This window comes from Aestuariibaculum sediminum (assembly GCF_014596945.1).
GTDB lineage: Bacteria > Bacteroidota > Bacteroidia > Flavobacteriales > Flavobacteriaceae > Aestuariibaculum > Aestuariibaculum sediminum.
This window is the reverse complement of record NZ_JACVXB010000001.1, coordinates 208680-234568: the sequence shown is the minus strand read 5'-3', so window position 1 is coordinate 234568 and position 25889 is coordinate 208680. Positions and strand designations below refer to the sequence as shown.

23 protein-coding genes are annotated in these 25889 nt (G+C 34.9%); 14 read left to right on the top strand and 9 right to left on the bottom strand.

All coding sequences use genetic code 11. The annotated features are described in order from the left end of the window. Positions 1–145 precede the first annotated feature (145 nt). Entirely contained in the window at positions 146–1063 is a 918-nt protein-coding gene (locus tag ICJ83_RS01125; RefSeq protein ID WP_188228515.1) for an AraC family transcriptional regulator, read from the top strand. A gap of 42 nt (positions 1064–1105) precedes the next feature. On the opposite strand, the gene ICJ83_RS01120 is transcribed toward ICJ83_RS01125, so the two are convergent. The 3 genes from ICJ83_RS01120 to ICJ83_RS01110 all read right to left on the bottom strand — a co-directional run bounded on the left by ICJ83_RS01120 (position 1106) and on the right by ICJ83_RS01110 (position 4968). Further along, positions 1106–3142 (bottom strand): M3 family metallopeptidase, encoded by a 2037-nt coding sequence (locus ICJ83_RS01120; RefSeq protein WP_223154556.1) that lies wholly within the window; start codon positions 3140–3142, stop codon positions 1106–1108. 147 nt (positions 3143–3289) lie between these two features. Then, positions 3290–3769, bottom strand: coding sequence for a 5-(carboxyamino)imidazole ribonucleotide mutase (gene purE / locus ICJ83_RS01115; RefSeq protein ID WP_188228514.1), 480 nt, complete (start codon positions 3767–3769; stop codon positions 3290–3292). Between the two features lie 44 nt (positions 3770–3813). Then, complete coding sequence (locus tag ICJ83_RS01110; RefSeq protein WP_188228513.1) at positions 3814–4968, bottom strand: 5-(carboxyamino)imidazole ribonucleotide synthase; 1155 nt, start codon at positions 4966–4968, stop codon at positions 3814–3816. Positions 4969–5122: 154 nt separating this feature from the next. Between ICJ83_RS01110 and ICJ83_RS01105 the strand changes: the two genes are divergently transcribed. From ICJ83_RS01105 to ICJ83_RS01080, 6 genes are all read left to right on the top strand, one after another. Continuing rightward, the gene (locus tag ICJ83_RS01105; RefSeq protein WP_188228512.1) at positions 5123–6232 is read left to right on the top strand and encodes an adenylate kinase; all 1110 of its coding nucleotides are present in this window, start codon (positions 5123–5125) and stop codon (positions 6230–6232) included. Between the two features lie 128 nt (positions 6233–6360). Next, positions 6361–7359, top strand: a complete 999-nt coding sequence (gene obgE / locus ICJ83_RS01100) for a GTPase ObgE (RefSeq protein ID WP_188228511.1) — start codon at positions 6361–6363, stop codon at positions 7357–7359. A gap of 152 nt (positions 7360–7511) precedes the next feature. Further along, the gene (locus tag ICJ83_RS01095) at positions 7512–8036 is read left to right on the top strand and encodes a DUF4136 domain-containing protein (protein WP_188228510.1); all 525 of its coding nucleotides are present in this window, start codon (positions 7512–7514) and stop codon (positions 8034–8036) included. A gap of 79 nt (positions 8037–8115) precedes the next feature. Further along, complete coding sequence (locus tag ICJ83_RS01090; RefSeq protein ID WP_188228509.1) at positions 8116–8841, top strand: SDR family oxidoreductase; 726 nt, start codon at positions 8116–8118, stop codon at positions 8839–8841. Positions 8842–8908: 67 nt separating this feature from the next. Further along, positions 8909–9646, top strand: coding sequence for a tetratricopeptide repeat protein (locus ICJ83_RS01085; protein WP_188228508.1), 738 nt, complete (start codon positions 8909–8911; stop codon positions 9644–9646). A gap of 68 nt (positions 9647–9714) precedes the next feature. After that, entirely contained in the window at positions 9715–11070 is a 1356-nt protein-coding gene (locus ICJ83_RS01080) for a UDP-N-acetylmuramate--L-alanine ligase (RefSeq protein WP_188228507.1), read from the top strand. 2 nt (positions 11071–11072) lie between these two features. Here the strand turns inward: ICJ83_RS01080 and ICJ83_RS01075 are convergent, their stop codons facing one another. Both ICJ83_RS01075 and ICJ83_RS01070 read right to left on the bottom strand, forming a co-directional pair. After that, entirely contained in the window at positions 11073–13544 is a 2472-nt protein-coding gene (locus ICJ83_RS01075) for a mechanosensitive ion channel family protein (protein WP_223154555.1), read from the bottom strand. Between the two features lie 90 nt (positions 13545–13634). Then, a complete protein-coding gene (locus tag ICJ83_RS01070; protein ID WP_188228505.1) occupies positions 13635–14522 on the bottom strand; it encodes a dienelactone hydrolase family protein in 888 nt (295 codons plus the stop codon). 53 nt (positions 14523–14575) lie between these two features. On the opposite strand from ICJ83_RS01070, the gene radC reads away from it, so the two are divergent. The 6 genes from radC to ICJ83_RS01040 are packed head-to-tail and all read left to right on the top strand — an operon-like array spanning position 14576 to position 20103. After that, a complete protein-coding gene (radC, locus tag ICJ83_RS01065; RefSeq protein ID WP_188228504.1) occupies positions 14576–15274 on the top strand; it encodes a RadC family protein in 699 nt (232 codons plus the stop codon). A gap of 27 nt (positions 15275–15301) precedes the next feature. Beyond that, positions 15302–16600, top strand: a complete 1299-nt coding sequence (locus ICJ83_RS01060; protein WP_188228503.1) for a polysaccharide deacetylase family protein — start codon at positions 15302–15304, stop codon at positions 16598–16600. Further along, positions 16593–17279, top strand: coding sequence for a YjjG family noncanonical pyrimidine nucleotidase (locus tag ICJ83_RS01055; RefSeq protein WP_188228502.1), 687 nt, complete (start codon positions 16593–16595; stop codon positions 17277–17279). The genes ICJ83_RS01060 and ICJ83_RS01055 overlap by 8 nt, the downstream gene beginning before the upstream one ends. A 49-nt stretch (positions 17280–17328) precedes the next feature. Further along, positions 17329–17868 carry a hypothetical protein gene (locus tag ICJ83_RS01050; protein ID WP_188228501.1) on the top strand — a complete coding sequence of 180 codons (540 nt, stop codon included), beginning with the start codon at positions 17329–17331 and terminating at the stop codon, positions 17866–17868. Beyond that, entirely contained in the window at positions 17865–19277 is a 1413-nt protein-coding gene (locus tag ICJ83_RS01045) for a DUF5723 family protein (protein ID WP_188228500.1), read from the top strand. The genes ICJ83_RS01050 and ICJ83_RS01045 overlap by 4 nt, the downstream gene beginning before the upstream one ends. Beyond that, positions 19267–20103 carry a hypothetical protein gene (locus ICJ83_RS01040; protein WP_188228499.1) on the top strand — a complete coding sequence of 279 codons (837 nt, stop codon included), beginning with the start codon at positions 19267–19269 and terminating at the stop codon, positions 20101–20103. Before ICJ83_RS01045 ends, ICJ83_RS01040 begins: the two co-directional genes overlap by 11 nt. A 74-nt stretch (positions 20104–20177) precedes the next feature. Here ICJ83_RS01040 and ICJ83_RS01035 read toward each other — a convergent pair whose 3' ends face one another. Continuing rightward, a complete protein-coding gene (locus tag ICJ83_RS01035) occupies positions 20178–21455 on the bottom strand; it encodes a replication-associated recombination protein A (RefSeq protein WP_188228498.1) in 1278 nt (425 codons plus the stop codon). Positions 21456–21637: 182 nt separating this feature from the next. On the opposite strand from ICJ83_RS01035, the gene ICJ83_RS01030 reads away from it, so the two are divergent. Beyond that, positions 21638–22369 (top strand): rhomboid family intramembrane serine protease, encoded by a 732-nt coding sequence (locus ICJ83_RS01030; protein WP_188228497.1) that lies wholly within the window; start codon positions 21638–21640, stop codon positions 22367–22369. A 105-nt stretch (positions 22370–22474) separates the two neighbouring features. On the opposite strand, the gene rlmB is transcribed toward ICJ83_RS01030, so the two are convergent. The 3 genes from rlmB to ICJ83_RS01015 all read right to left on the bottom strand — a co-directional run bounded on the left by rlmB (position 22475) and on the right by ICJ83_RS01015 (position 25889). Further along, positions 22475–23212, bottom strand: a complete 738-nt coding sequence (gene rlmB / locus ICJ83_RS01025; protein ID WP_188228496.1) for a 23S rRNA (guanosine(2251)-2'-O)-methyltransferase RlmB — start codon at positions 23210–23212, stop codon at positions 22475–22477. Positions 23213–23287: 75 nt separating this feature from the next. Then, positions 23288–24256, bottom strand: coding sequence for a hypothetical protein (locus ICJ83_RS01020; protein WP_188228495.1), 969 nt, complete (start codon positions 24254–24256; stop codon positions 23288–23290). A gap of 16 nt (positions 24257–24272) precedes the next feature. Further along, a complete protein-coding gene (locus tag ICJ83_RS01015; RefSeq protein ID WP_188228494.1) occupies positions 24273–25889 on the bottom strand; it encodes a SusD/RagB family nutrient-binding outer membrane lipoprotein in 1617 nt (538 codons plus the stop codon).

The following is a 25889-nucleotide window of genomic DNA, read 5'->3' as shown; positions in this document are numbered from 1 at the left end:
TTAAAAAAATGACATGTATTTTTGTTAAAGTTTGGTATTTGTAAATTTATTTTGTCATTTTCTGATTATCTTGAACAGAATTATTATTGTTTTGAACATATCTATCATTTCATAATTTCAACCCATTTTTTTTGTACTATTGAATATGAGACAGTTACTAAATCATCATAAAAGTCATAGAAAACTCTCCACTTTAGTTGAAAATAGAACCACTTATAATGCTGAATATGCAGAGTTAAATATTTTTGAAACACATGAACATGCCGAGAAAGTCTCATTAACTTTCGATTTTCCTGTAATTGCCAGTATGCTCACTGGTAAGAAAATTATGCATATTGATGGCTTAGAAGCTTTTGAATTTTTTCCTGGAGAATCGGTTGTCATGCCTACAAGTAAAGAAATGATTATCGATTTTCCTTTGGCGACAAAGCATAGCCCTACCCAGTGCTTGGCTTTAGGTATTGATACCGATAAAATTGATGAGGTTGTAGAAAAGTTTAATTATGAAGTGACCATTGATAATGAAAATAATAACTGGACATTAGATAAAAACACCTCGCATTTAACCAACAATCAAGATGTAAATATTCTAATAGAGCGTTTAACCTCTGCATTCATAAATAACAATAAGTCGAAAGATGTCTTGTTAGATTTAATGATTCAGGAATTAATAATAAGGTTATTGCAAACTAAGGCGAAGGCTTTAATAATTAACGACCCCAATCAGGCATTTAACGACACACGAATTGGTACAGTGATAAAGTTTATTAAAGAGAATTTAACCAATAAGGATATTACGGTAGATTTGCTCGCAGAAAAGGCGTATATGAGTACATCGCATTTTCATAAGAAGTTCAAAAACACACTTGGTGTTTCGCCTATCGATTACATAAATTCTGAAAAAATCAAGTTTTCAAAAAAGCTTATAAAAGAGTCTAAGGATTTTAGAATGTCTGAGATTGCTTTTAAATCCGGTTTTAATAATACCAGTTATTTTAACCGACAGTTTAAGAAAATGGAGATGATGACGCCCCAACAATTTAAAAAAATGATTTCCGCTTAAAGAGAAGATTTTTAATACCCATTCAAGCGGAAATCCGTAAAACTATTTTATCAATCCTGCGCGACGTAATAAAGCTTCGGGTTGTGGTTCTTTTCCGCGGAAGCGTTTATACAAAGTCATTGGATCTTGCGTGCCTCCTTGCGAAAGCACATGGTCTTTAAATTTAGTGGCTACATCCATCGAGAATATACCTTCTTCTTTAAAGTACTCGAACGCATCGGCATCTAAAACTTCAGCCCATTTATAGCTATAATATCCTGAACTGTAACCACCTTGAAAAATGTGTGAGAATGAAGTGCTCATACAATTTTCGGAAACGTCGGGATAGAGTTTTGTGTTTTCGAAGGCTTTAAGTTCAAAGTCTTTTACCGAAGTAATGTTTTCAGGAGATTCGCTGCCATGCCAGCTCATATCTAACAAGCCAAAACTTAATTGTCGTAAGGTTTGCATACCTTCATGGAATGTTGCTGATGCTTTAATTTTTTCAATCAGTTCCATTGGAATCACTTCACCGGTTTCGTAGTGTGTCGCGAATAGCTCTAAGGCTTCTTTTTCGTAACACCAGTTTTCCAAAACCTGACTCGGTAATTCTACAAAATCCCAGAATACGCTGGTTCCGGAAAGGCTCGGATACGTCGTGTTAGCCAGCATGCCGTGTAAGGCATGACCGAATTCATGGAATAATGTGGTAACTTCGTTAAACGTTAACAACGACGGTTTACTTTTAGTAGGTTTTGTAAAATTGCAAACAATAGAAATATGCGGACGACTATTTTCACCATGTTTTACGTACTGTGGTTTGTAAACCGTCATCCAGGCACCATTGCGTTTTCCAGGCCTAGGGAAAAAATCGGCGTATAGAATAGAAATATATTCGCCTTCGGTATTTGTAACTTTATAAGTTAACACATCATCGTGATATTTGTCGATGGTATTAATTTCTTCAAATCTTAAACCGAATAGTTTTTCAGAAACAGTAAACGCTCCTTTAATAACATTTTCTAATTTGAAATATGGCTTAAGTTTTTCGTCATCTAAGTCGAACAATTTCTGTTTTAATTTTTCTGAATAATAAGCCGAATCCCATTTTTGTAACCGGTCGATACCGTCTAAATCTTTGGCAAATTGTTCTAGATTAGCAAACTCATCAAGAGCAGCAGGTTTTGCCTTTTCAAGAATGTCGTTTAAGAACGTTTGAACCGTTTCCGGGGTTTTAGCCATACGCTCTTCCAGAACAAAATCCGCATGGGTTTTATAGCCTAATAAGTTAGCTCGCTCATGACGAAGTTTTACGATTTTTAAAACAATTTCCTGATTGTCTAACGCGTCGTTTTTGAATGCTTTTGCTCCAAACGCAATGGCTAGTTTTTTACGAAGTTGGCGATTATCTGCATAGGTCATAAACGGAATATAGCTTGGGTAGTCTAGGGTAATTAACCAACCGTCTTTGCCTTTGCTTTCTGCCAATTGGGCGGCTGCTTCTATGGCGCCTTCAGGTAATCCAGCTAAATCGTCTTCATTAGTAATATGAAGTTCGTATTTATTAGTTTCTGCTAAAACGTTCTCCCCGAATTTTAAGCTTAGTTTGCTTAATGCTTTATCAATTTCACGGAGTTGTTGTTTTTTATCTTCAGGAAGATTAGCACCATTTCTAGAAAAACTTTTATACTTTTTATCTAAAAGGGTTTCTTGTTCCGTAGTAAGATTAAGTGTGTCTTTGGCTTCATAAACAGCTTTTACACGTTTAAAAAGTGCTTCGTTTAAGGTAATATCATTGCTAAATTCTGATAATAGCGGAGAAACTTCTTGTGCTATATTTTGAATTTCTTCATTGGTTTCGGCTGAATTTAAATTGAAAAATATACTTGTTATTCGATCCAACTGTTCTCCCGAAAAATCTAAAGCTTCAATAGTGTTTGCAAAGGTTGGAACTTCAGGATTTTTGGTTATAGTATCTATTTCATTTTTAGCATCTTCAATCCCTTGTTTTATAGCAGGAAGAAAATCTTCATTTTTAATTTTTGAAAAAGGCGCTGTATTAAAAGCAGTTTCAAATTTTTTTAGTAAGATGTTTATCATTTTAATAATAAATATGTTAAATCAAAAAAATTATTATGCATACATAGTAAAGTTTTTGTAGTTTTGAGCCGTTCAATTGATAGAGTGACTAACTCAAATGAATTTTTCTTAATAGAAAAACCCCGAATTTAATTCGGGGTTTTGTTTTTATAAGTTTTTTGCAGACTCGTATACTTTTTGTTTTAAGCTTTCTTTATAGTCTACAATTTTGTTAAGTATGGTCTCATCAGCTGAGCCTAAAATTTGAGCGGCTAAAATACCAGCGTTTTTAGCGCCATTAAGGGCTACTGTTGCTACAGGAACGCCACCTGGCATTTGTAAGATAGATAATACCGAATCCCAACCGTCTATAGAATTACTACTTTTTACAGGAACACCTATTACCGGTAATGGCGACAAGGATGCCACCATGCCTGGCAAATGCGCAGCACCTCCGGCACCGGCAATGATAACGCCAATTCCTCTGGTGTGAGCATGTTTGCCGTAGTCGAATAGTTTTTCAGGAGTTCGGTGAGCCGAAACAATATCGACTTCCACGTCTATATTGAATTCTTTTAAAATGTCTACCGCGTCTTGCATTACTGGCAAATCGCTTTTACTTCCCATGATGATGCCTACTTTATTCATCTGTAACTTTTTTATTTTTAGTCTTTATATTGAATAAGCGATTCCTATTCGCTTATAACTTTTATAGTTGATTTTACCTCCTCGGCTATTTTTCTTGCTTCATTAATATCATGGTCTACAATCGTAACATGTCCCATTTTTCTAAAAGGTCTGGTTTGCTTTTTACCATAAATGTGCGGCGTTACACCATTTAGTCGCATTATGGTTTCGATGTTTTCGTAAACCACATTACCTGAATAACCTTCTGCTCCTACTAAGTTAACCATGACGCCACCAACTTTACTATCGGTACGTCCTAAAGGTAAATCTAAAATGGCTCTTAAATGCTGCTCAAATTGTGAGGTGTAGCTGGCTTCTATAGACTGGTGACCCGAGTTATGAGGTCTTGGTGCCACTTCATTAATTAAAATCTCGTCATCTTGAGTCTGAAACATTTCAACTGCTAATAATCCAACATGATCAAAAGCTTCTGAAGTTTTTAAAGCCACGTTAATAGCTTTTTGCGCAACATCTTCAGGAATTCTTGCTGGGCAAATGACGTATTCCACCTGATTGGCCTCTGGGTGAAATTCCATTTCAACTACCGGGAAATTTTTACTTTCACCAGAAGGCGTGCGGGCTACAATAACTGCCAATTCATTTTTAAAAGGTACTAATGCTTCGGCAATGCACTCTACATTTGGTAAACCTTCTAAATCTGAAACGGTTTTTACAATTTTCACACCCTGCCCGTCATAGCCAAATTGTGCCGATTTCCAAACAAAAGGTAAAGTTAAGCTCCCATGATTAATGGCTTCTTTGATTTCCGAAGTATAGGCAAAACGTTTAAAAGGCGATGTTGGTAGATTGTTATCTATATAAAATAACTTTTGTCGCGCTTTGTTTTGAATGGTTCTAAGGGTTTTTGATGCCGGATATACTTTTACGCCTTCTTTTTCCAGGGTTTCTAAGGCGTCTACATTTACGTTTTCAATTTCAATAGTTAAAACATCAACTTGTTTACCAAAATTGTAAACAGCATCAAAATCCATTAAATCGCCTAAATGAAATTCATTACTTGCAATTTTACAAGGTGCTTCGTTACTGGCGTCTAATACGCAAGTGTATATGTCAAACTTTCTAGTATCGTTTAGTAGCATTTTACCTAATTGGCCACCACCAAGAATACCTAGTTTAAAATTTGAAGAAAAATAGTTCATTGCTTATCTTTAAAAAATGTAATTTTATTGTCTTACTGACAAAATACGATGCAAAAATACACTTAAATATTAATTAGTGTCTAAATCATAAATCAAAAAATGGTTATTCCTTAATCTATTGATTATCTTTGCAACTTTATAAATTTAAGAATCTGTGGTAAAGCTACATGACAAATTTTTTAAACCGTTTATTTCTGCTGAAGAAATAGATCGGGCTATGGCGCGTTTGGCAAGCGAAATAGCGAAAGATGTTGGTGACGAAATTCCTGTTTTTGTGGGGATTTTAAACGGGTCGTTTATGGTAGTAAGCGATTTTGTAAAGAAATATAAAAACCCTTGCGAGGTTACCTTTATAAAATTAGCATCTTACGAAGGTGTGAAATCTACCGAAGATATTCAGCGCCTAATTGGCTTAACACAAGATTTAACCGGGAGAACAGTTATCATTCTTGAGGATATAATAGACACAGGAAATACTCTAGCCGAAGTGCATCGTATTTTTAAAAATGAAAAAGTAAAGTCGCTTAAGATTGCTACGTTATTTTACAAACCCGAAGCCTATAAAAAAGATTTTAAACTACATTATGTTGGTATAGAGATTCCTAATAAATTCATTGTTGGTTACGGACTGGATTACAACGGGTTGGGAAGAAACTTGCCAGAAGTATATCAAATAAAACAAACAGAATACATGACAAACTTAGTGCTATTTGGTCCTCCGGGAGCAGGTAAAGGAACACAGGCAGAATTTTTAAAAGAGAAGTATAAATTAGTTCACATTTCTACAGGCGACGTTTTTAGATATAATATCAAAAATGAAACGGCTTTAGGTATGTTAGCAAAATCATATATCGATAAAGGCGAGTTGGTTCCTGATCAGGTAACTATTGATATGCTTGAGGCTGAAGTTGAAAAAAATACCGATGCCAACGGATTTATTTTCGATGGCTTTCCGCGCACCAGTGCACAGGCCGATGCCTTAGACAAATTAATGGAAAGCAAAGATTCTGCGATTAGCGCCATGATAGCGCTTGAAGTTGATGATGAAATTCTGGTAGAGCGTTTATTGAACAGAGGAAAAACCAGTGGAAGAGCTGATGACGCCGATGAATCTATTATCAGAAATAGAATTACAGAATATTATAACAAAACAGCAATTTTAAAGGATTACTATTCGGCGCAAAATAAATATTTTGGAGTTGACGGTGTAGGATCAATTGAAGAGATTACAGAGCGTTTAAGCAGCGTAATAGATAACCTATAAAATTAAAATCCGAAAGGATTAAAACAATAAAAACCATATCTTTAAAGTATTAAGGATATGGTTTTTTTCAAATTAAAATCAAGTTTAATTAGAATTTCCACTACTGTGGAGGAATAAAATAAACAGCAATGACAGAAGGAAATTTCGTTGATTATGTAAAAATGTATGTGAGCTCGGGAAATGGTGGAAAAGGATCTGCACATTTACATCGCGAAAAATATATTGCCAAAGGAGGACCCGATGGTGGTGATGGTGGTCGTGGAGGTCATGTTATCGTTAGGGGTAAATCGAATTTGTGGACCCTTCTGCATTTAAAATTTAAAAAACATATCCGCGCCGGGCATGGTGAACACGGCAGTAGTGGTCGCAGTTTTGGTGCCGATGGAGAAGATGTGTATATCGATGTGCCTTTAGGAACGGTTGTTCGCGACACCGAAACCAATGAAATTCTGTTTGAGATTACCGAGGAAGGTCAGGAAAAAATATTAGCAAAAGGTGGTAAAGGTGGTTTAGGAAACTGGCATTTTAAGAGTGCTACCAACCAAACACCTCGCTATGCGCAACCAGGATTACCTCTAGAAGAAAAGTACGTTACCATGGAACTTAAGGTACTTGCCGATGTGGGGCTAGTAGGTTTCCCTAATGCTGGAAAGTCTACGTTGCTATCGGTAGTGACTTCAGCAAAACCAAAAATTGCCGATTACGAGTTTACCACCCTAAAACCTAATTTAGGTATTGTTAAGTATCGGGATTTTCAAACCTTTGTTATGGCAGATATTCCTGGAATAATAGAAGGCGCAGCCGAGGGACGCGGTTTAGGGCATTACTTTTTACGCCATATTGAGCGCAATTCTATTTTATTGTTTTTAATTCCTGCTGATGCCGACGATATAAGAAAACAGTACGATATTCTACTTGATGAATTACGTCGTTACAATCCTGAAATGTTAGATAAAGAACGCATTATAGCCATTTCGAAAAGCGATATGCTGGACAATGAATTAAAAGCCGAATTAAAGGAGGAACTTGATAACGAACTTCCAATTCCATATATGTTTATTTCATCTGTAGCGCAACAAGGTATTACCGAACTTAAGGACGTACTTTGGAAAATGCTTAACAATTAACTAAGCGCTAATTAAATATTAGAAATCAGCTAAGAATAAAGAACACGATTGTATGCCAAGTTGGATTTTTTACTTAGCTATATGATTGTAATTCATTATGGGCAGTATAGAATAAATTTTCTGTATTTTTAGATAACTAAATCTATACTAAAATGAAAACCATATTACCATGTTTGTTTTCGGTTTTATTATTTGTATCCTGCGCTTCCATTCAGGTTAACTACGACTATGATCGCGATGTTAACTTTAGCAATTATAAAACCTATAACTATTACGCCGATATGACTACCGGCTTGAGTGAATTAGATACCAGACGTTTTCTTGATGCATTAGATGCTCAGATGGCAATTCAGGGGTATGAATTATCAGAAACTCCAGATTTTTTTATTGATGTTTCCAGCGAAGAATATCACCAAACAAATAATAGCTCTTTCGGGATAGGTTTGGGTGGAACAGGCAGGAACGTTGGCGGTGGAGTTTCTATCGGAGTACCAGTTGGACAGGGCAATGTTAATCGACGAATAAAAGTAGAGTTTGTTGACGAAAATAAAAAACAATTGTTTTGGCAAGCAATAAGTGAGAGCAACTTTAAACCACAAGACACACCCGAAAATCGAGAAACACTTTTTAACGCAATCGTAACAAAAATGTTATCCGAATATCCTCCGAAACCTTAGTTTTATAATTATCCTAACAGTTTCTATTCTTCAATTGATTTTTCATTTTGTAGTTTTACGTAAAATCAAAAAATATCTTATGAATTCATTACAAAATAAAGTTGCCTTTATAACCGGAGGCACGAAAGGAATCGGTTATGGTATCGCGCAATGTTTGTTAAATGAAGGTGTTCATGTTGCTATTACTGGAAGAGATTTATCGAGTGCTCAAAAGGCGGCCAACGCACTTAATTCTAACGCAAAACATGGAGCGAAAGCTATAGGTATTCAGGCTGATGTTAGGCAATACGAAAGTCAGCAACAAGCGATTCAAACTGTTTTAAACACCTTTAATGCTATAGATATCGTAATTGCTAATGCCGGTGTTGGACACTTCGCAAGTATCGAAGATTTATCGGTTGAGGAATGGCAAAATACTATCGACACCAATTTAACTGGTGTGTTCTACACAATTAAGTCAAGTGTTGAAGCTTTAAAGCAATCTAAAGGTTATTTTATAACGATTTCCAGTTTAGCAGGAACAAACTTCTTTGCTAAAGGTTCGGCGTATAATGCGAGTAAGTTTGGACTTACAGGATTTACACAATCGGTTATGCTCGATTTGCGTCAACATGGTGTTAATGTAAGTACTATTATGCCTGGTTCGGTATCGACACATTTTAATGGCAATACACCTGATGAAACCGATGCATGGAAAATTCAAATCGAAGATTTAGGGGAGTTGGTTGTCGACTTATTGAAACTTAACCCAAGAACTTTACCAAGTAAAATAGAAGTGCGTCCTAGTATGCCACCTAGTAAATAATAAAATGGATTTAATCTGCTTTATAAGAGTTATTTAAAAACGTTATTTTTGTGATTAAACCTGTACAATGAAACAATTCCTGTTTTTATTTTTTATACCAATTTTTAGTATCGGACAAGTTAATTCGGTAGCAATCCAAAGGCTTTTTGCCGAAGAAAAATTTGTTGATGCAGAGAATGTCCTTTTATCTTATTTAAAAAAACAACCACAGGATATTGAAGCTATAGAGTTGTTGGGAGATACGTATGGTCATTTAAAAAACTGGGATAAAGCCATTGAAAGCTATCAGGCGCTAATAGATTACAATGCCAATAATGCTAATTACCAATATAAGTATGGTGGCGTGTTAGGAATGAAGGCCTTATCAGTAAATAAAATCAAGGCTTTACGATTGCTGGACGATATAGAGGCGGCATTTTTAAAGGCTTCGAAATTAGATTCTAAACATATTGATGCGCGTTGGGCTTTAGTTGAATATTATATGAAATTACCATCTTTTATGGGAGGAGGTGCCGGCAGAGCGCTGCAAATTGCAAATGAGCTCGAGGCTATTTCAAAAGTAGATGGATATCTGGCGAAAGGCAGTATTTATGAAGCTGAAGAAGATATAGAATTAGCCGAGAAATATTACAAAATGGCCATTAATGTTGGCGGATCTTTGCTGTGTTACGATAAATTAACTCAATTTTATCTAGCTCAAGATGAACCTGAAAAGGCAATTTTGAATCTAAAAGAAGCATACAAAAGGCATCAAAATGAAGCACTTTTGCTTCAAATAAAATCAATTGAAAAAGATAATTTCTAGAAATTTAAAAGCGTTCTTGTAAGGAAAAATTAACCAATCCTTATCTTTACAGACTACAAAAATAACATATGAATGTACATTTTATAGCTATTGGAGGTTCGGCAATGCATAATCTTGCTTTAGCTTTATACCATAAAGGATACAAAGTAACAGGAAGTGACGATGAAATTTTCGAACCATCAAAATCTAGATTAGCAGCCAAAGGATTATTGCCTGAAGCCTTCGGTTGGTTTCCCGAAAAAATTAATTCAGTCTTAGATGCTGTCGTTTTGGGGATGCATGCTAAAGCTGATAACCCCGAATTATTAAAAGCGCAATCGCTCGGCTTAAAAATTTACAGTTATCCAGAGTTTTTATACGAGCAGTCTAAAAATAAAACAAGAGTCGTTATAGGTGGTAGTCATGGGAAAACAACCATAACTTCCATGATTCTTCATGTGATGCATTATCACGATCGCGATGTAGATTATATGGTAGGGGCTCAGCTAGAAGGTTTTGATGTTATGGTGAAGTTAACCGAAACGAATGATTTTATCGTATTGGAAGGAGACGAGTATTTAAGTTCTCCAATAGACCGACGTGCAAAATTTCATTTATATAAACCCAATATAGCCTTATTAAGCGGCATAGCCTGGGATCATATTAATGTCTTTCCAACCTATGAAAACTACGTAGAGCAGTTTAAAATTTTTGTAGATTCTATTGTTAAAGGGGGGAGTATAAATTACAATGAAGAAGATGAAGAAGTAAAACGTGTTGTTGAAGCTTCAGAAAATCCTATTAGAAAAATAGCATACCAAACACCAGAGTACACGGTTGAAAATGGCGAGACGTATTTAGAAACACCCGAAGGACCTATGCCTATTGAGGTTTTTGGGAAACATAACCTGAACAATTTAGCTGGAGCCAAGTGGATTTGCCAGCATATGGGAATTGACGAAGATGATTTCTATGAAGCTATTTCAACCTTTAAAGGTGCCAGTAAACGCTTAGAAAAAATAGCCGAAGGTAAAACCAGTGTTGCGTATAAAGATTTTGCACATTCTCCAAGTAAGGTCGAAGCAACTACAAAAGCAGTAAAAGAACAATATAATGACAGGCATTTATTGGCGTGTTTAGAATTGCATACCTACAGTAGTTTAAATGCTGAATTTTTAAAGGAATATAAGGGTGCTCTCGATGCTGCCGATACGGCTGTGGTGTTTTATTCGCCGCATGCGGTTGAAATTAAAAAATTAGAAGCTGTAACTCACCAACAAATAGCCGAAGCCTTTGAGCGTGATGACTTAATTATATATACCAATCCAGATGAGTTTAAGGCGTTTCTTTTTGAACAAGATTTAAGTAATAAGATTTTATTGCTTATGAGTTCGGGTAACTACGGCGGACTTGATTTTGATGAGGTTAAAAACCTAGTAAAGTAAAGTTAATCTGTATTAGATTTATCTTGATCAAGCATGTTATTAATTGGCATGCTTTTTATATGAATATCGCGTTGCGGGAAAGGGATTTCGATGCCTGCTTCTTTAAACGCGTTATATACCGCAACGGAAATCTCACTTTTAGTAACCAAACTAACTTCGTAATGCACCCAGCACTGTAGTACGAAATTTAAAGAATTATCACCAAACTCCAGGAATAAGGCTCTTGCGGGGGGAGTTTTTAAAACAAATTTATGTTCTGCTCCAGTTTTAGCAAGAATTTCAATGACGCGATTTGGATCTGCGTCGTAAGTCGCTCCAATATGTATGTCGATGCGCTTTATGTTGTCTGATAAAGTCCAGTTAATTAAATTATTAGACATAAGGTTATAATTTGGTACAATAACCTCGGCACCATCAAACGTTCTTATTTTTGATGAGCGTACGCCAATTTTATGTACCGTTCCCAGTAAATTATCAACTTCAACAGTATCGCCTTGCAAAATAGGGCGTTCAAAGACCAAAATTAATCCAGAAACAAAATTTGAAATTATAGTTTGTAATCCAAAACCAATACCAATACCCATGGCTCCAGCGAGCAGGTTAAATTTGCTTAAATCCATGCCCAATGCAGATAGGGCAAAAACAAATCCGAAAGCCACTATTAAATAGCGAATCACTAAAGAGATTGCGGCAGGAATTCCTTTGGGTAATCGCAATGCTTTAAGTACCCCATCACCATCGTCTATAACAAAGGAAATTAAACTTGTTAGCAAAAATGAAGCGGCCAGTATAAGAATAAACGAAATAATTGAACCTATTGTGAATGTAATAGAGCCTAGCTTATAGGGTTCGGATAGGATATCTCTGAGGAAATCACTTAACGGACGCAAAATTTCTATCATGTTCAGGAAAAACAGAAACCATAGGCAAAGCACTATAATCCGTATAATTTTCATCAATTTAATTTCTAAGGCTAACTTTTTATCATAATCAATAACAGCTTTAGCATTAAAATGTCTGTGAATTAAACTTGTAGAGACGCCTTCTATAATTAGTAAAAGGCTATAAAAAATAACAGTAATTACACCAATGTGTGTGCATATTTTAAGTGTAATATCGGTTAAGTTTGTATACCCTAAAATGTTAGAAGATAGCGCAACAAAAACCAGAATATAAACCGATGGAGCCAGTTTAATTAAAAAATTACTGAATGAATTAACAGTATCATCTGTTGTATGTAAAAGTTTTTTAAACAGCAGATAAACGGCAACACCAATTAAAATGGCTTCAATTAAAAGGTATATTCTGTAATAGCCTGAGTGAAACCACAAATAGGTTTTTATAGAGTCTAAAACATAAAAGAATGTTATAACGTAATACAGGTTTTTGAAGTGGGTTTTTATTTGTGGTCTAACCACATATGAAGATGCGATAAGTAATCCTAAAACGAGTATATTTTCAAATAATTTAGGTGTTCCTGTAAAGTATATAAAAGCAATAAGTAATGCCAGAAAAACAGTGCTCGCTGTAGGATGTTTTAATATAACATCTTTTGAGATTTGAAGATTTTTATCGGTTTCTTCAAATTTATATTTTTCAAATCCACGTTTTAGAAAATATATGATTCCGGCAATAAACAAAACCCATGTTAAATACAGGTAGATGGAGTTTTTGTTGGTTTTGATAAAGCTTCCACTTTCTTTTACACTTTCAGATATCGTGTCGGACAGGGAATTACTTGCGTTCGTTTCTTTTTTTGTAAATGATACTGCCCATAAAGGCTTATGGCGTAGGTGAAAAAGATTGTAGACTTCAGAGTTTTTTAAAGTTAAAATACTCTCCATAATCTCATTTATTAATTCAATCTTAAAATTTATTTTAGATTCAAGTTTAAGGGCCGTATTGTTTTCCTTAATAATGTTATCCTCTAATGTTTTAATATCTTGAATTAAATCTGTTATGCGATTTAGAATTTCTGTAGGGGCTTCTTCATTTTTGGCATTTTCAAGAGTTAATTTCCAGGTTTTGTAATGTAAGTCTACCGTTTCTAATAACCTTGTATTACGCGATATAAAGTCGTTAACATCGTCTTCAATCCCTTTTAGATAAATACGATGGCCATTCCATTTGGTATACAGGTTTTCTATTTTTTGTCGGTTTGGGTTCGATTTCAAAACCTTTTCGGTTTGTTCCTGCTGTTTATCTATATAAGTTGCGAACTTAGGGTAAAGCGAATCTATTTTATGAACAGCTTTACTGGCTTCTAACTTACGCTCAACAAGGTTAAGATCTTCATTGGTTTTTTCAATGTTTTGAATAATTGCTGCTAAAGGAATCGCTTTTGGTGCAGCTACAAGAGTGGAATCTACACCGTTATCTATTTCTTGTGCATTTGAAAACAAAAAACCAAATAATATTAGAACAAAAGTTAATAGAATGGTTTTTAGGACTTTTAGTGTAGAATTAAAATGCATAAAATTAAGGTTGACCTGTGTTATAAATTTATGCATTTTAATTAATATTTGATAAGATTATAAATGTTAAAAACTGCAAAAAGAATTGTTTTATTGGAGTTTGTTCTTAAAAAAATCAATGGTTCGTTTCCAAGCTAAGGTGGCGGCGGCCTCGTCGTATCTAGGCGTTGTATTATTATGAAACCCATGATTAACACCAGGATAAATGTAGGTTGTGTAGGTTTTATTGTACTCTTTTAAAGCGGCTTCATAGGCTTGCCAGCCAGCATTCACGCGAGTATCTAATTCGGCATACTGAATTAATAAAGGCGCTTTTATTTTGGCCGTATCTTCAGCCGATGGTTGTCCGCCATAAAAAGGCACTGCTGCAGAAAGCGTTGGTACTTTAACGGCCATCATATTCGCAATCCAGCCTCCAAAACAAAATCCGACTACTCCAATTTTACCATTACAGTTTTTATGATTTTTTAAGTAATTATAAGCAGCAATAAAATCTTCCAACATCTCATAGCGATCGCGTTGTCGTTGCAAAGCACGCCCATCATCATCGTTTCCAGGATATCCTCCTAATGGAGTCAAGGCATCTGGAGCTAATGAGATAAAACCTTCAATGGCAGCACGACGCCCTACATCTTCTATGTATGGGTTTAAACCACGATTTTCATGTACTACTATAATTCCTGGAAGTTTTTCTTTTGTCTTTTTAGGCATCGATAACAAGCCTTTTATGGTGCCACCTCCCTGAGGGGATTCATAAGTAATATAATCGGAATTTAGTTTTGAGTCTTTCGGATCCACCAGTAATGTGTCGACATAGTTAGGAGATATAAAACTTAAAAGCGATGTTATGGTAATACCACCAACGGCAAATACCGAAAGCTTTTCAACAAATTGTCGTCGATCGATTTTGTTGTGGGCGTAATCGTCGTATAAATCAAAAACTTCCTGTTGGATGTCTTCCTTTCTTAATGGCTTCATAATTATTAGGGTTTGGTGATGGTTTATAAATTTACAATATTTATATTTACTAAATGCAAGAAAAATCAACATCTTTTTCTATAAAAAACTGGAGCCAAGACGATCAGCCTCGCGAAAAAATGCTGTATAAAGGTAGGTTTGCTTTAAGCGATGCCGAACTAGTTGCTATTTTAATTGGGTCTGGTAACCGTGAGGAAAGTGCTGTCGCGTTGTGTAAGCGCATTTTATCTAGTGTAGATAACAACTTAAGTGCCTTAGGAAAACTAAGCATCAAACAGCTTATGCAGTTTAAGGGTATTGGCGAAGCAAAAGCGGTAACCATTGCAGCTGCTTTAGAATTAGGACGACGTAGACGAGGAGAAGAGGCTTTAGAGAAAAAGAAAATTACTTCCAGTCTTGCTGTTTTTGAAGTCATGCAGCCTATAATAGGAGATTTACAACATGAGGAATTCTGGATTATTTATCTAAATAATTCAAATAAAATAATTCAACAAAATCAACTAAGTAAAGGAGGGATCACTGGAACTTTGGTTGATGTCCGCCTGGTATTAAAAAATGCTTTAGAAGTGGGAGCTACAAGTTTGATATTATCGCATAACCACCCATCGGGAACGTTAAAACCCAGCGAAGCCGATAAACAAATCACTAATAAATTAAAAACAGCAGCACAAAGCATAGATATAAAAGTTTTAGATCACCTTATTATAACAGAAAATGCATACTTTAGTTTTGCAGACGAAGGAATTCTATAACTTTGTTTTAACTTATTTGTATTTTCCATGCTTTTAGTTTACACACATAAAATTACGCCTCGGTTAAAATATGTTTTTAAACACATATGTACGCGTGTGTTAGGGATTGAGGTGGATTTTACAACTCAAATAGAGAATTTTATTGCACACGACAGTTTAAAAATGTCGTATACTAAACAACAATTGGGAAATGAGTTCTTTATAAAGAATCATGAAATTTTATTTGAGCAAGGACTCAATGATATTGAGGTTAATGTCATGCCGTGGGACGAAACCAGGTGTTTCTTTCATAATGGGGATAAAAGTGCGATTCCGTTCGATATTTTTGCGGCTTCCTTTTATTTGCTTTCGAGATATGAAGAATATCTTCCGCATGTGAAAGATGAGTTCGGAAGATTTTTGGCCACTGAAAGTCTTGCTTTTAAAGAAGGCTTTTTACATCAGCCTGTAGTCGATATTTGGGCATTTAAATTTAAAGAGGCGCTACAGCAGCAGTTTACAGATTTTAACTTTCCTACTCGTAAGTTTTCAATAAAACCTATTATTGATGTTCCTACCGTATATCATTTTAAATTAAAAGGGGTTTTGCGTGGCATAGGGGGGACTTTAAAGGAACTTTTTAATTTAAAATTTAAAACCCTCTACAATAGGTTTATGGTGGTGTTTGGGCTACAGCACGATCCTTACGATACCTTTAAATATATTATTAACAAGCAAAAACAAAGCAATTATAAATTCTTATTCTTCTTTTTGCTGGGCGATTTTTCAACTTACGATAAAGGAACAAACCCAAACAGTAAACATTTCATTTCTTTAATAAAGCATATTGCCGATTATTGCGATGTCGGTTTAAAAGCCTCGTATTTTGCTTTAGAAAATACCGAGGTTTTAAAAAAGGAAAAAATACGTATAGAAGATATATTAAATAGACCCTTGAAAGCCTCAAGGCAGTCTTTTTCAAAATTAAACTTACCTGAATCCTACAGGAATTTAATTGAACATGAAATTTTAGAAGATTACACCATGGGCTATGTAAATTATATGGGATTTCGTTCAGGGACTTGTACTCCATTTTTGTTTTATGATTTAGATTATGAGATACAAACACCTCTAAAAATTAACGCCTATCATGTGCTTGATTATGCCTTACTTAAAAAGCAATCGCTATTGGATAAGAAAAAGGCGTTGAATGAAATAATTGCGCAAGTAAAGCAAGTAAATGGTGAATTTGTACCGATATTTCATAATTATACTTTTAGCGATATTAACCGTTGGCAAGGGTTTAAAGAATTGTTTAATATTATTTTAGACGCTCCTAATGACTAATAATATAACCGATATATTTTTTGATTTAGATCATACGTTGTGGGATTTCGATAGAAATTCAGAACTCGCCTTTGAGAAAATTTTGACATTAAATGGTATTGATGTCAATTTAAAAGAATTTTTAAGACATTACAAAGCGATTAACTTGCAGTATTGGAAATTGTATCGCGATGAAAAGGTAGACAAAGCTTTAATGCGATTTGGAAGGCTAAACGACACTTTTACAGCGTTAAATATGCAATTACAAACCGAGATAATTCATAAACTTTCGGATGATTATATTACTTATTTAACGGATCATAACTATTTATTTGATTATACGATTGAAGTATTAGAATATCTATCGCCACGTTACAATTTACATATTCTTTCTAACGGATTTGAAGAAGTTCAAACCAAAAAATTAAAAAAGTCTAATATTCATCACTATTTTAAAACCATTACCAATGGAGAATCCGTTGGTGTAAAAAAGCCAAATCCAAAAATTTTTCATTACGCTTTGCAACAAGCCAATACTAAAGTAGAAAACAGTGTTATGATCGGAGATGGTTTTGAAGCCGATATTTTAGGTGCATTAAATATTGGTATGGACGTTATCTATTTTAATGAATTCAATAAAACGGTCGATATGAATATTAAGCATGTAAATAACTTAAAAGATCTCTTGCAATATTTATAATATACTAGCCACATGATAATCTCGTTTAAAATAAAGAAACACCCTTCCTATGAAAAGATATAATGTTATTATCATCTTGTTTATGGTATTGCAGTATGCTTGTACCAAGGATGTGGATTTTGATCAAATCAATGATTTCGAAATCAATCCGGTTTTCGAAACCAGTTTTATTTACTTAGATGAGCCAGCTAGTCGGTTTCTAGATAACGGTCAGGAGGTGACATTTACACAAGATTTTATATTGGTTAACTTTTTTGAAGATGAAGTGTTAAACGATGAGGTTATTCGGATAGATTTAAATTTTGAACTTAATAATACCATTAGCCGTAATTTTAATATACAACTGGATTTTGTGGATCAATTAGGGCAGGTACAACATACATTTGTAATAAATCAGCCAGCGAATTCAGTAAATTCATTCACTGAAACTTTTGAAAATAGTACTCTTGATGCTTTAAAAAATTCCTATCAAATATATTTTACACTTCAATTACCCCCATCCAATAATACAATTAACCAAAATACACCCGGGCGCATACAATTACAATCGTTCGCAAAGGTTTATTTTCAAATTAAAAATACGTTGTGAGGTTATTTGTTATAATAGTATTGCTGGTTCAATTAACAGTTGCCCAAAACAAGCAACTGCTTTATGGTTTTAACGATATTCCCCAATCGTTACTCTTAAATCCAGGAGCTGAGGTTAAAAACGATTGGTATTTTGGAATACCCTTAATATCGCATATTCATGCAAATGCAGGAACATCGGAAGCTACGGTCTACGATATTTTTGCAAATAATGATATTAATTTTAACACAAAACTTCAAAATGCCGTTTACAGTATGAAATCTAACGACTTTGTTACGATTAACGAACAAGTCGATATTTTTTCGGGAGGATTTGCCTTTGGGAATAGCTTTGAAAAAAATGAATATATAAGTTTTGGATTTTATCAGGAGACAGATATTATCACTTATTTTCCAAAGGATTATGCTATTTTGGTTTTAGAAGGAAATGCCGATAATATTAATCGACGGTATAACGCAGGTCATTTAAAAGTATCAGGCGAAGCGCTTTCTGTTTTTCATGTAGGGTATAATAAAAAGGTGAATAAAGCGTTTACTTTTGGCGTTAGAGGAAAATTATACTCCAGTGTTGTTAATATAAACTCGGTTAAAAATAGTGGTTATTTTGTTACAACTCCAGGGGATAATAATAGGTATAAGCATATTTTCGATTTAAATATGAGCCTTCGAACATCTGGTTTAGCCAGCTTATTAGAAGACGATAATTCCGATTTACCAAACGACATAGATACGTTTAAAAAGCGCTTGTTTTTTGGGGGAAACTTAGGATTAGGATTAGATGCTGGATTTACGTATCGCCTAACCGACCAATGGACTATAGATGGTAGCGTAGCAGATATTGGCTTTATAAGACACAGTAAAGATGTTGAAAATTATGGTGTAAATGGAAGGTTTGAATATGAAGGAATAAACCCGTTTTTTCCAAGTTTGGATGAAAATGAAACCGCAGACGATTACTGGAGTAATATTGAAGATGAGTTTTCAGAATTGTTTACTGTAGATACTACAAATACAAAATATACTACTTGGCGTCCGGTTAAACTAAATGCTTCCGTAAATTATGCCTTTGGAAAGAATAGAGGCAGAGATTGCGATTGTCTTACCGAAGATTTAGAGTATCAAAATGCTGTTGGATTACAATTATATAGTATATTTAGACCGAAACAACCGCAGGTTGCATTAACAGCATATTATTACAGAAGGCTGTTTAAAGGTCTACAAGTAAAAGGAACGTATACCGTAGATTCGTATTCGTTTTATAATTTAGGGCTTGGTCTTTCTTCGCAATTTGCCGGTGTACAATTTTATCTTTTAGCAGATAATTTATTACAGTACAAAAACTTATATGATGCACAAAATGTATCTTTACAAATAGGATTTAATTATATATTTAATAAAAATGAAAACTAAATTTTTATCTCTCATTATAACGTGTTTACTTACTGTAAGCGCCATGGCTCAAGCCAATTTGAATGCTTATAAATATGTTATTGTTCCCAATAAATATGATTTTTTAAGAGAAAAGGATCAATATCAGGCGAATTCTTTAACCAAATTTTTATTTGAAAAATATGGCTTTAAAGCAGTAATGGAAGGCGAATCGTATCCTGAAGATTTAAAAATGAATCGATGTTTAGCTTTAAAATCGGATGCTATTAAAGATTCGGGATTGTTTAAAACTAAAGTGTCTATAGAATTAAAGGATTGTAACGATGTGGTGTTACTAACAACAGAATTTGGAGAAAGTCGGGAAAAGGAATATAAAAAGGCATATAACGAAGCCATACGGGATGCTTTTAAAGACATAGAAGCTCTAAATTATACGTATGAGCCGGTAGCGCAAACTGTTGCAGAAACAACAAATCAAACAACAAATACCGAACAGGAGATTCAGCAGTTAAAAGAAGAATTGGAAGCATTAAAGGCAAAAGAATCCGTTGCATCTACAGCGGTTGTTCCAGTTGTTTCAACTTCTGAAAAACAACCTGAAAAAGAAGAGGTTTCTGTTGAAGATAAAGTTACCACTAATGTGTTGTATGCTCAAGAAATTGAGAATGGATATCAATTAGTAGACGCTACGCCAAAAGTGGTTTACAAATTAACTAAAACAGCACAACCAAATTTATTTCTGGTTAACGGAGAGAATGCGATAATTTATAAAAAGGGCGAAGCCTGGATTATTGAATTCAATACTTCTGAAGGAGCGAAACAAAAGGAATTAAACATTAAGTTTTAAACCTTTTCTATCTAAAATCTAAAATTACAAGGGATGGATAGAAGGACAGTGTAATGCGTTCCTTTTATCAATCCTTAGTAGTTGTATTTATCTTTCCAGCGTTGTTTCAAGAATTCCCGGTGTGCATTTTCACGAGCATTATTTCCCGGATCATAAAGTTTAGAATGCTTGATTTCTTCTGGCAAAAACTCTTGATTGGCGAAACCACCTTCGTAATTGTGGGCATATTTGTAATTATCGCCATAACCTAATTCTTTCATCAGTTTTGTTGGGGCATTTCTAATGTCCAAAGGAACTGATAAATCGCCGGTTTCTTTTACTAATTGCTGGGCTTCGCCAATAGCCATATAAGCCGCATTGCTTTTTGGCGAACAGGCTAGATATGTAGCACACTGACTCAGTATAATCCTTGATTCAGGAAAGCCGATGGTCGATACGGCTTGAAAGGTGTTATTAGCAATTACTAGGGCTGTGGGGTTTGCATTTCCGATATCTTCACTAGCCAGAATTAAAAGTCTTCGAGCAACAAATTTGGGGTCTTCGCCGCCTTCAATCATTCTTGCTAACCAGTAAACTGCCGCATTGGGATCGCTTCCGCGGATGGATTTAATAAATGCCGAAATAATATCGTAATGCTGATCTCCGGTTTTATCGTATCGAACTGTATTATTCTGTACATTTTCTAGTACATGCTTATCTGTAATAACAATATCATTTGTTGCTTCAGCATTTATAATTAGTTCGAAAATATTCAAGAGTTTACGTGCATCACCGCCAGATAGTTTGATAAGCGCAGTGGTTTCTTTAAGGGTGATATTTTTTTCAGATAATATTGTGTCTTCTTTAATCGCACGGTGTAATAAGCTTTCTAAATCGGTTTTTTCAAAGGGTTTTAAAATATAAACCTGGCACCTAGATAATAATGCCGAAATAACTTCAAAACTAGGATTTTCTGTTGTGGCACCGATTAGCGTAACCCAGCCTTTTTCTACCGCCTGCAATAATGAATCCTGCTGCGACTTACTAAAGCGATGAATTTCATCAATAAATAAAATCGGATTCTTAGTGGTAAATAAGCCGCCGCTTTGTTTCGCTTTATCGATAACTTCTCTAACATCTTTGACACCAGAATTTATGGCACTTAATGTATAAAACGGGCGGCCAGATTCAGTCGCAATAATATTAGCAAGAGTTGTTTTACCAATGCCGGGAGGACCCCAAAAAATCATTGAAGGTATTACGCCTAGCTTAATTTGATTGGTTAAAATACCTTGATTCCCAACTAAATGAGTTTGGCTTATATAATCTGCTAATGTTTTAGGTCTTAAACGTTCTGCTAGAGGTGCATTCATAACTGTAAAATTACAGGAAATTTTTAATTCTTGAACATGAGTTCGTAAAAATGCCAGGAATGTCTTTGAGCATTTTGGTTTTTGAATTTTAAAAAGATTACAGTTTTTAATACTTGAAACAAGTTGCCTGCCAATTTAGCATAAAGACGAAAGTTGGTTATCAATTTGCTATCTTTAATTTTATGAAAACACATAAACATTTTCACTTTTCAATAGGAGTAGTAGCCTACCCTTTGTTTTTTGTATTACTTATATGGATTGTGTTTTGGGCTGAAGTACGTTTTAATTTTAAATTTAAGGATTATGGTATATACCCACAAACAATGAAGGGGTTGAGAGGTATCGTTTTTAGTCCGTTAATTCATGGTAGCATAAAACACCTGGCAAGTAATTCGGTGCCTTTATTGGTGCTTAGTATGGCTTTATTTTACTTTTACAGATCTATAGCCTGGCCCATAATTATTTATGGGATTTTATTGTCTGGATTTTTAACTTGGTGTATTGGCAGACCATCCTATCATATTGGTGCCAGCGGATTAATTTATGTTTTAGTGAGTTTTATATTCTTTAAGGGTGTTTTCGCTAAACATTACCGGTTAATTGCGTTGTCGCTTTTGGTTGTGTTTCTTTACGGAAGTATGATTTGGTATACAATGCCTATTGAAAAAGGTATTTCCTGGGAAGGTCATTTATCAGGGCTTATTACAGGTTTATTGTTTGCAATCATTTTTAAAAAATCGATAGCTAAGCCTAAAAAATATGTCTGGGAACAACCCGATTATAATGAAGAAGACGACCCGTTTTTAAGGCATTTTGATGAAAACGGAAATTTTATAGAACACCTAGAATCCGAAGAAGACATGGAAGGGGAGCCTACTAAGATTAATTATATTTATAAAAAATCGGAGGATTGATTAATAATTAAAAATAAAGAATAACTTCAAAATAAGTCTCGATACAAAATTCTTACAGAATTTCACTCGACCTGACGTTCTGAAATTTTGATTCTAACTTTTAACTTAGAGCATTCTTTGCCTTACAGCTTCATATAGAAAAGCACCACAGGCGACAGAGACATTTAATGACCCGATATCACCTAGTAACGGTAATTTAGCTTTGGCATCCACGACTTTTAAAGTAGATGGATTTATGCCACGATCTTCCGATCCCATGATAATGGCACAAGGCTCAGTAAAGGAAACATCGTATAAAGTATCGTCTGTTTTTTCGGTAGCAGCAATAACTTTTATACCTGAGGCCTGCATAAAAAATACCGCATCTTTAATGTGATCTACCTTGCAAATTGGTATTTTAAAAACAGCACCAGCACTGGTTTTAATTGTATCGCCATTTACAGGTGCACCACCTTTTTTTTGTATAACGATACCATCGACTCCTGTACATTCTGCCGTGCGTATAATGGCACCGAAATTTCGAACATCACTTAATTGATCTAATAAAAGAAATAGCGGTGTTTTGCCAGATTCGGTAACCTGCATGACCAGATTTTCTAAGTCGTAAAATGCGATCGGCGAAATTTGAGCAACAGCGCCTTGATGGTTGCCTTTGGTTAATCGGTTAAGTTTTTCAACAGGAACATACGACGAACTAATGGAGTTTTGACGAAGTGCAAATTCTAATTCAGAAAATAAATCGCCTTTAAGCCCCTTTTGAAGGAATACTTTATCAATTGTTTCGCCAGCATTTATAGCTTCTAAAATGGCTCGAATACCAAAAATTTGTGTTTGTTCTTGCATGGCGCAAAGGTAAAAAAAAAGAGGTTGTCTTTGATTTAAAGTCAACCTCTTTTTAATTATAATTGAAACAATTGTTTAATCTGCTTTTTTTAGTAAAAAAGGTCCTGAACCAAATGAACCCAAATCAACGGTCCATTGAAGGAATAAAGCTATGTTGCCAGTACACGAAAAAACATAATTTGTTCCTGCACCCGTCTCAACACGACATTCACCATACCCCCAACCAAATGCGTTTGTATCAAATACGCCTTGTTTGTCCGTTGATATAGCTCCAGTAGTTGGATTCACGTCTATAATTACGTCATAACCCATTTGTCCTGTATATGGCCCATACATATCTTTTATGGTAAGTTGGTTAGCACCTGGTCCTGCAACTACTTCAACTTGCCATGGATCGTCTTCAAAAAACCAGTCGTATGTTACATCAAACGTACCAGTTAAAGTAGATAAATCTACAGATGGACACAAAATAACGAAGTCAAATTCGAAAGCTTGTCTATAACCAGCTTCGTCTAATAAGTCATTTGTAACACCCCCACCAGTAAAAGTAAAATCTGAAGGGTCCTCTGTGTCATTATCGTCATAATCTAATCGTTCAGCTCCATTGTATTCTACACCGTCGACTGTTACAACAGAAGCTGTAAAGTAGAATGTGTCACCAAACCCGATATCATCTACAGTGATTCCTAAAAGAGTAGCTAAATCACTCGCTGTGTAATTTAAACTAGACGGAAAGCTGTTTAACACGACAACATCAACAGTATCGGTGCGACTACCTGCTAAATCAGCGTATAATTTTAAATCATAGCTAGCAAGGTTTTTATTCGCATCAAGAATGGTAAAGGAATAGTTAACATCACTTACTTGATTTACTCCTACCGCAGCAGGTGGTGTTACCTCAAATCTCGGGAAACCTCCAGTTTCTAAAAAGTCATTCAGATTATCTTTATCATCATCACTACAAGAAAAAGAAAGTAATAATGTAAATGCAGTGAGGCAAAGCGCCATCAACTTATTTACGTTATATTTAAATATATTTTTCATAATATTTTTTTTAAAATTATTTTAAATCGTCAGGGTTAGTATCCCAGAATACTTTTTCAGTAATAGGTTTTTGCTCTATGTTTGAATTAGTATTCACCACGGTTGCCGGATATAAAAATGTTCTAGGGAATGCTCCTGGTGTTTTAACGTGCGGAGTCAAATCACTTGGCATGCTTGTTCTTCTATAATTATTCCAAGCCTCAATACCATTACCCCAAAGAGCAATGTAATATTCTTTCATTATGATATCTAATCTTTCTTCGTCGTTAGCAGCGGCGTCGTATTGCCCTAACACGTAAGTTACGTAAGCATCAACGTCAGCTTGTGTTGCTGCAAATGTAGCATCAACTAAACCAGGGTAGAAGTTAATTACTTTATCCATTGATGCACGGATTCCTTCTTCTAAAAGCGTTCTTGGATTTCCAGTTGTTCCAGCCATTAATGCCGATTCTGATTTAAGGAATTTTACGAAAGATGATAACATGAATGGGAAGATACCAGCTCCTTGTGCTCCAGAGTTTGCAGTAACCGATGTAAAGTCATCTGCATCGAATTTACCACCGATTGGATATAAACCGTAAGTAGTACGCTTTGGTCCATCTGGTGGTACACCGTCATCATCTCCATGATCACGTGTCCAATAATAATCTCCTAAATAACAGAAGTTGTATCCTGGCTCTCCTTCACAAGGTAAGTCGTCTCCTGTTGGAGCTTCCTCGATTTGTCTGTAAAAATAGTATCTTAATCTTGGGTCTTCAAAACCTTTATCGGCTAAAAGAAGATTAACGTAATATCCGGTCAAATAATCGTCTGCTCCATCTGGATCATAATTTAAAGCAAAGTACGGGTGTCTACTATCGCCTGTAGTACTAGCGACTGTAGAATATTGGAATTGAAAATCATCAGTACTGTTTTCAATTATGCCAGAACTTATTAAACTATTAATTTGACTACTGTAATCTCCAACTAAACGCATTTGTGCATACATTTTAAACTTAAGAGTTCGAGCCATTTTTAGCCATTGACTTTTGTTACCTCCATAAAATAAATCGTTTGGCATAACGGCGTTTGGAGTATTGATGGCAGCAATACCTTCATCAATAATAGTAAACATTGCATTATAAATATCCGCACCATCGTCTACTGAAGGGTTTGGATTTTCATTACCTAATAAAGCTTCTGAATATGGTACTTTACCAAAAGTATCAACTAAAGTAACGTAAATATAAGCTTGAAGTATTTTTGCAACTCCAGTATACCCAGCAAGTTCTCTTTCTGCGGCTAATGGTAGAAGGATGTTTATATCTTGAAGACATTCTCTGTATAAACCAGTCCAGATGTCATCTATGGATCCAGCCGTTAAAGAGAAAGGTCCGGCATAAGCACCAAATAAGTGCTGCATGCGAATAAATTCTGATGCCCGCACATTTATACCATCTTCGTTGTCTTCATTGTAAGCAATCGCGCTTACAAATTGTAATTGAACATTATTTAGAAGTAACTCTGGGTCTACACTTGCAGGGGTTAGCTGACTTGGTGAATCTTGTTGATTTAAATCCATGATTTCACATCCGGTATTTAAAACCAAAAGCATTAAGCCCAGTACAATGATTTTATTTTTTATCGTTTTCAT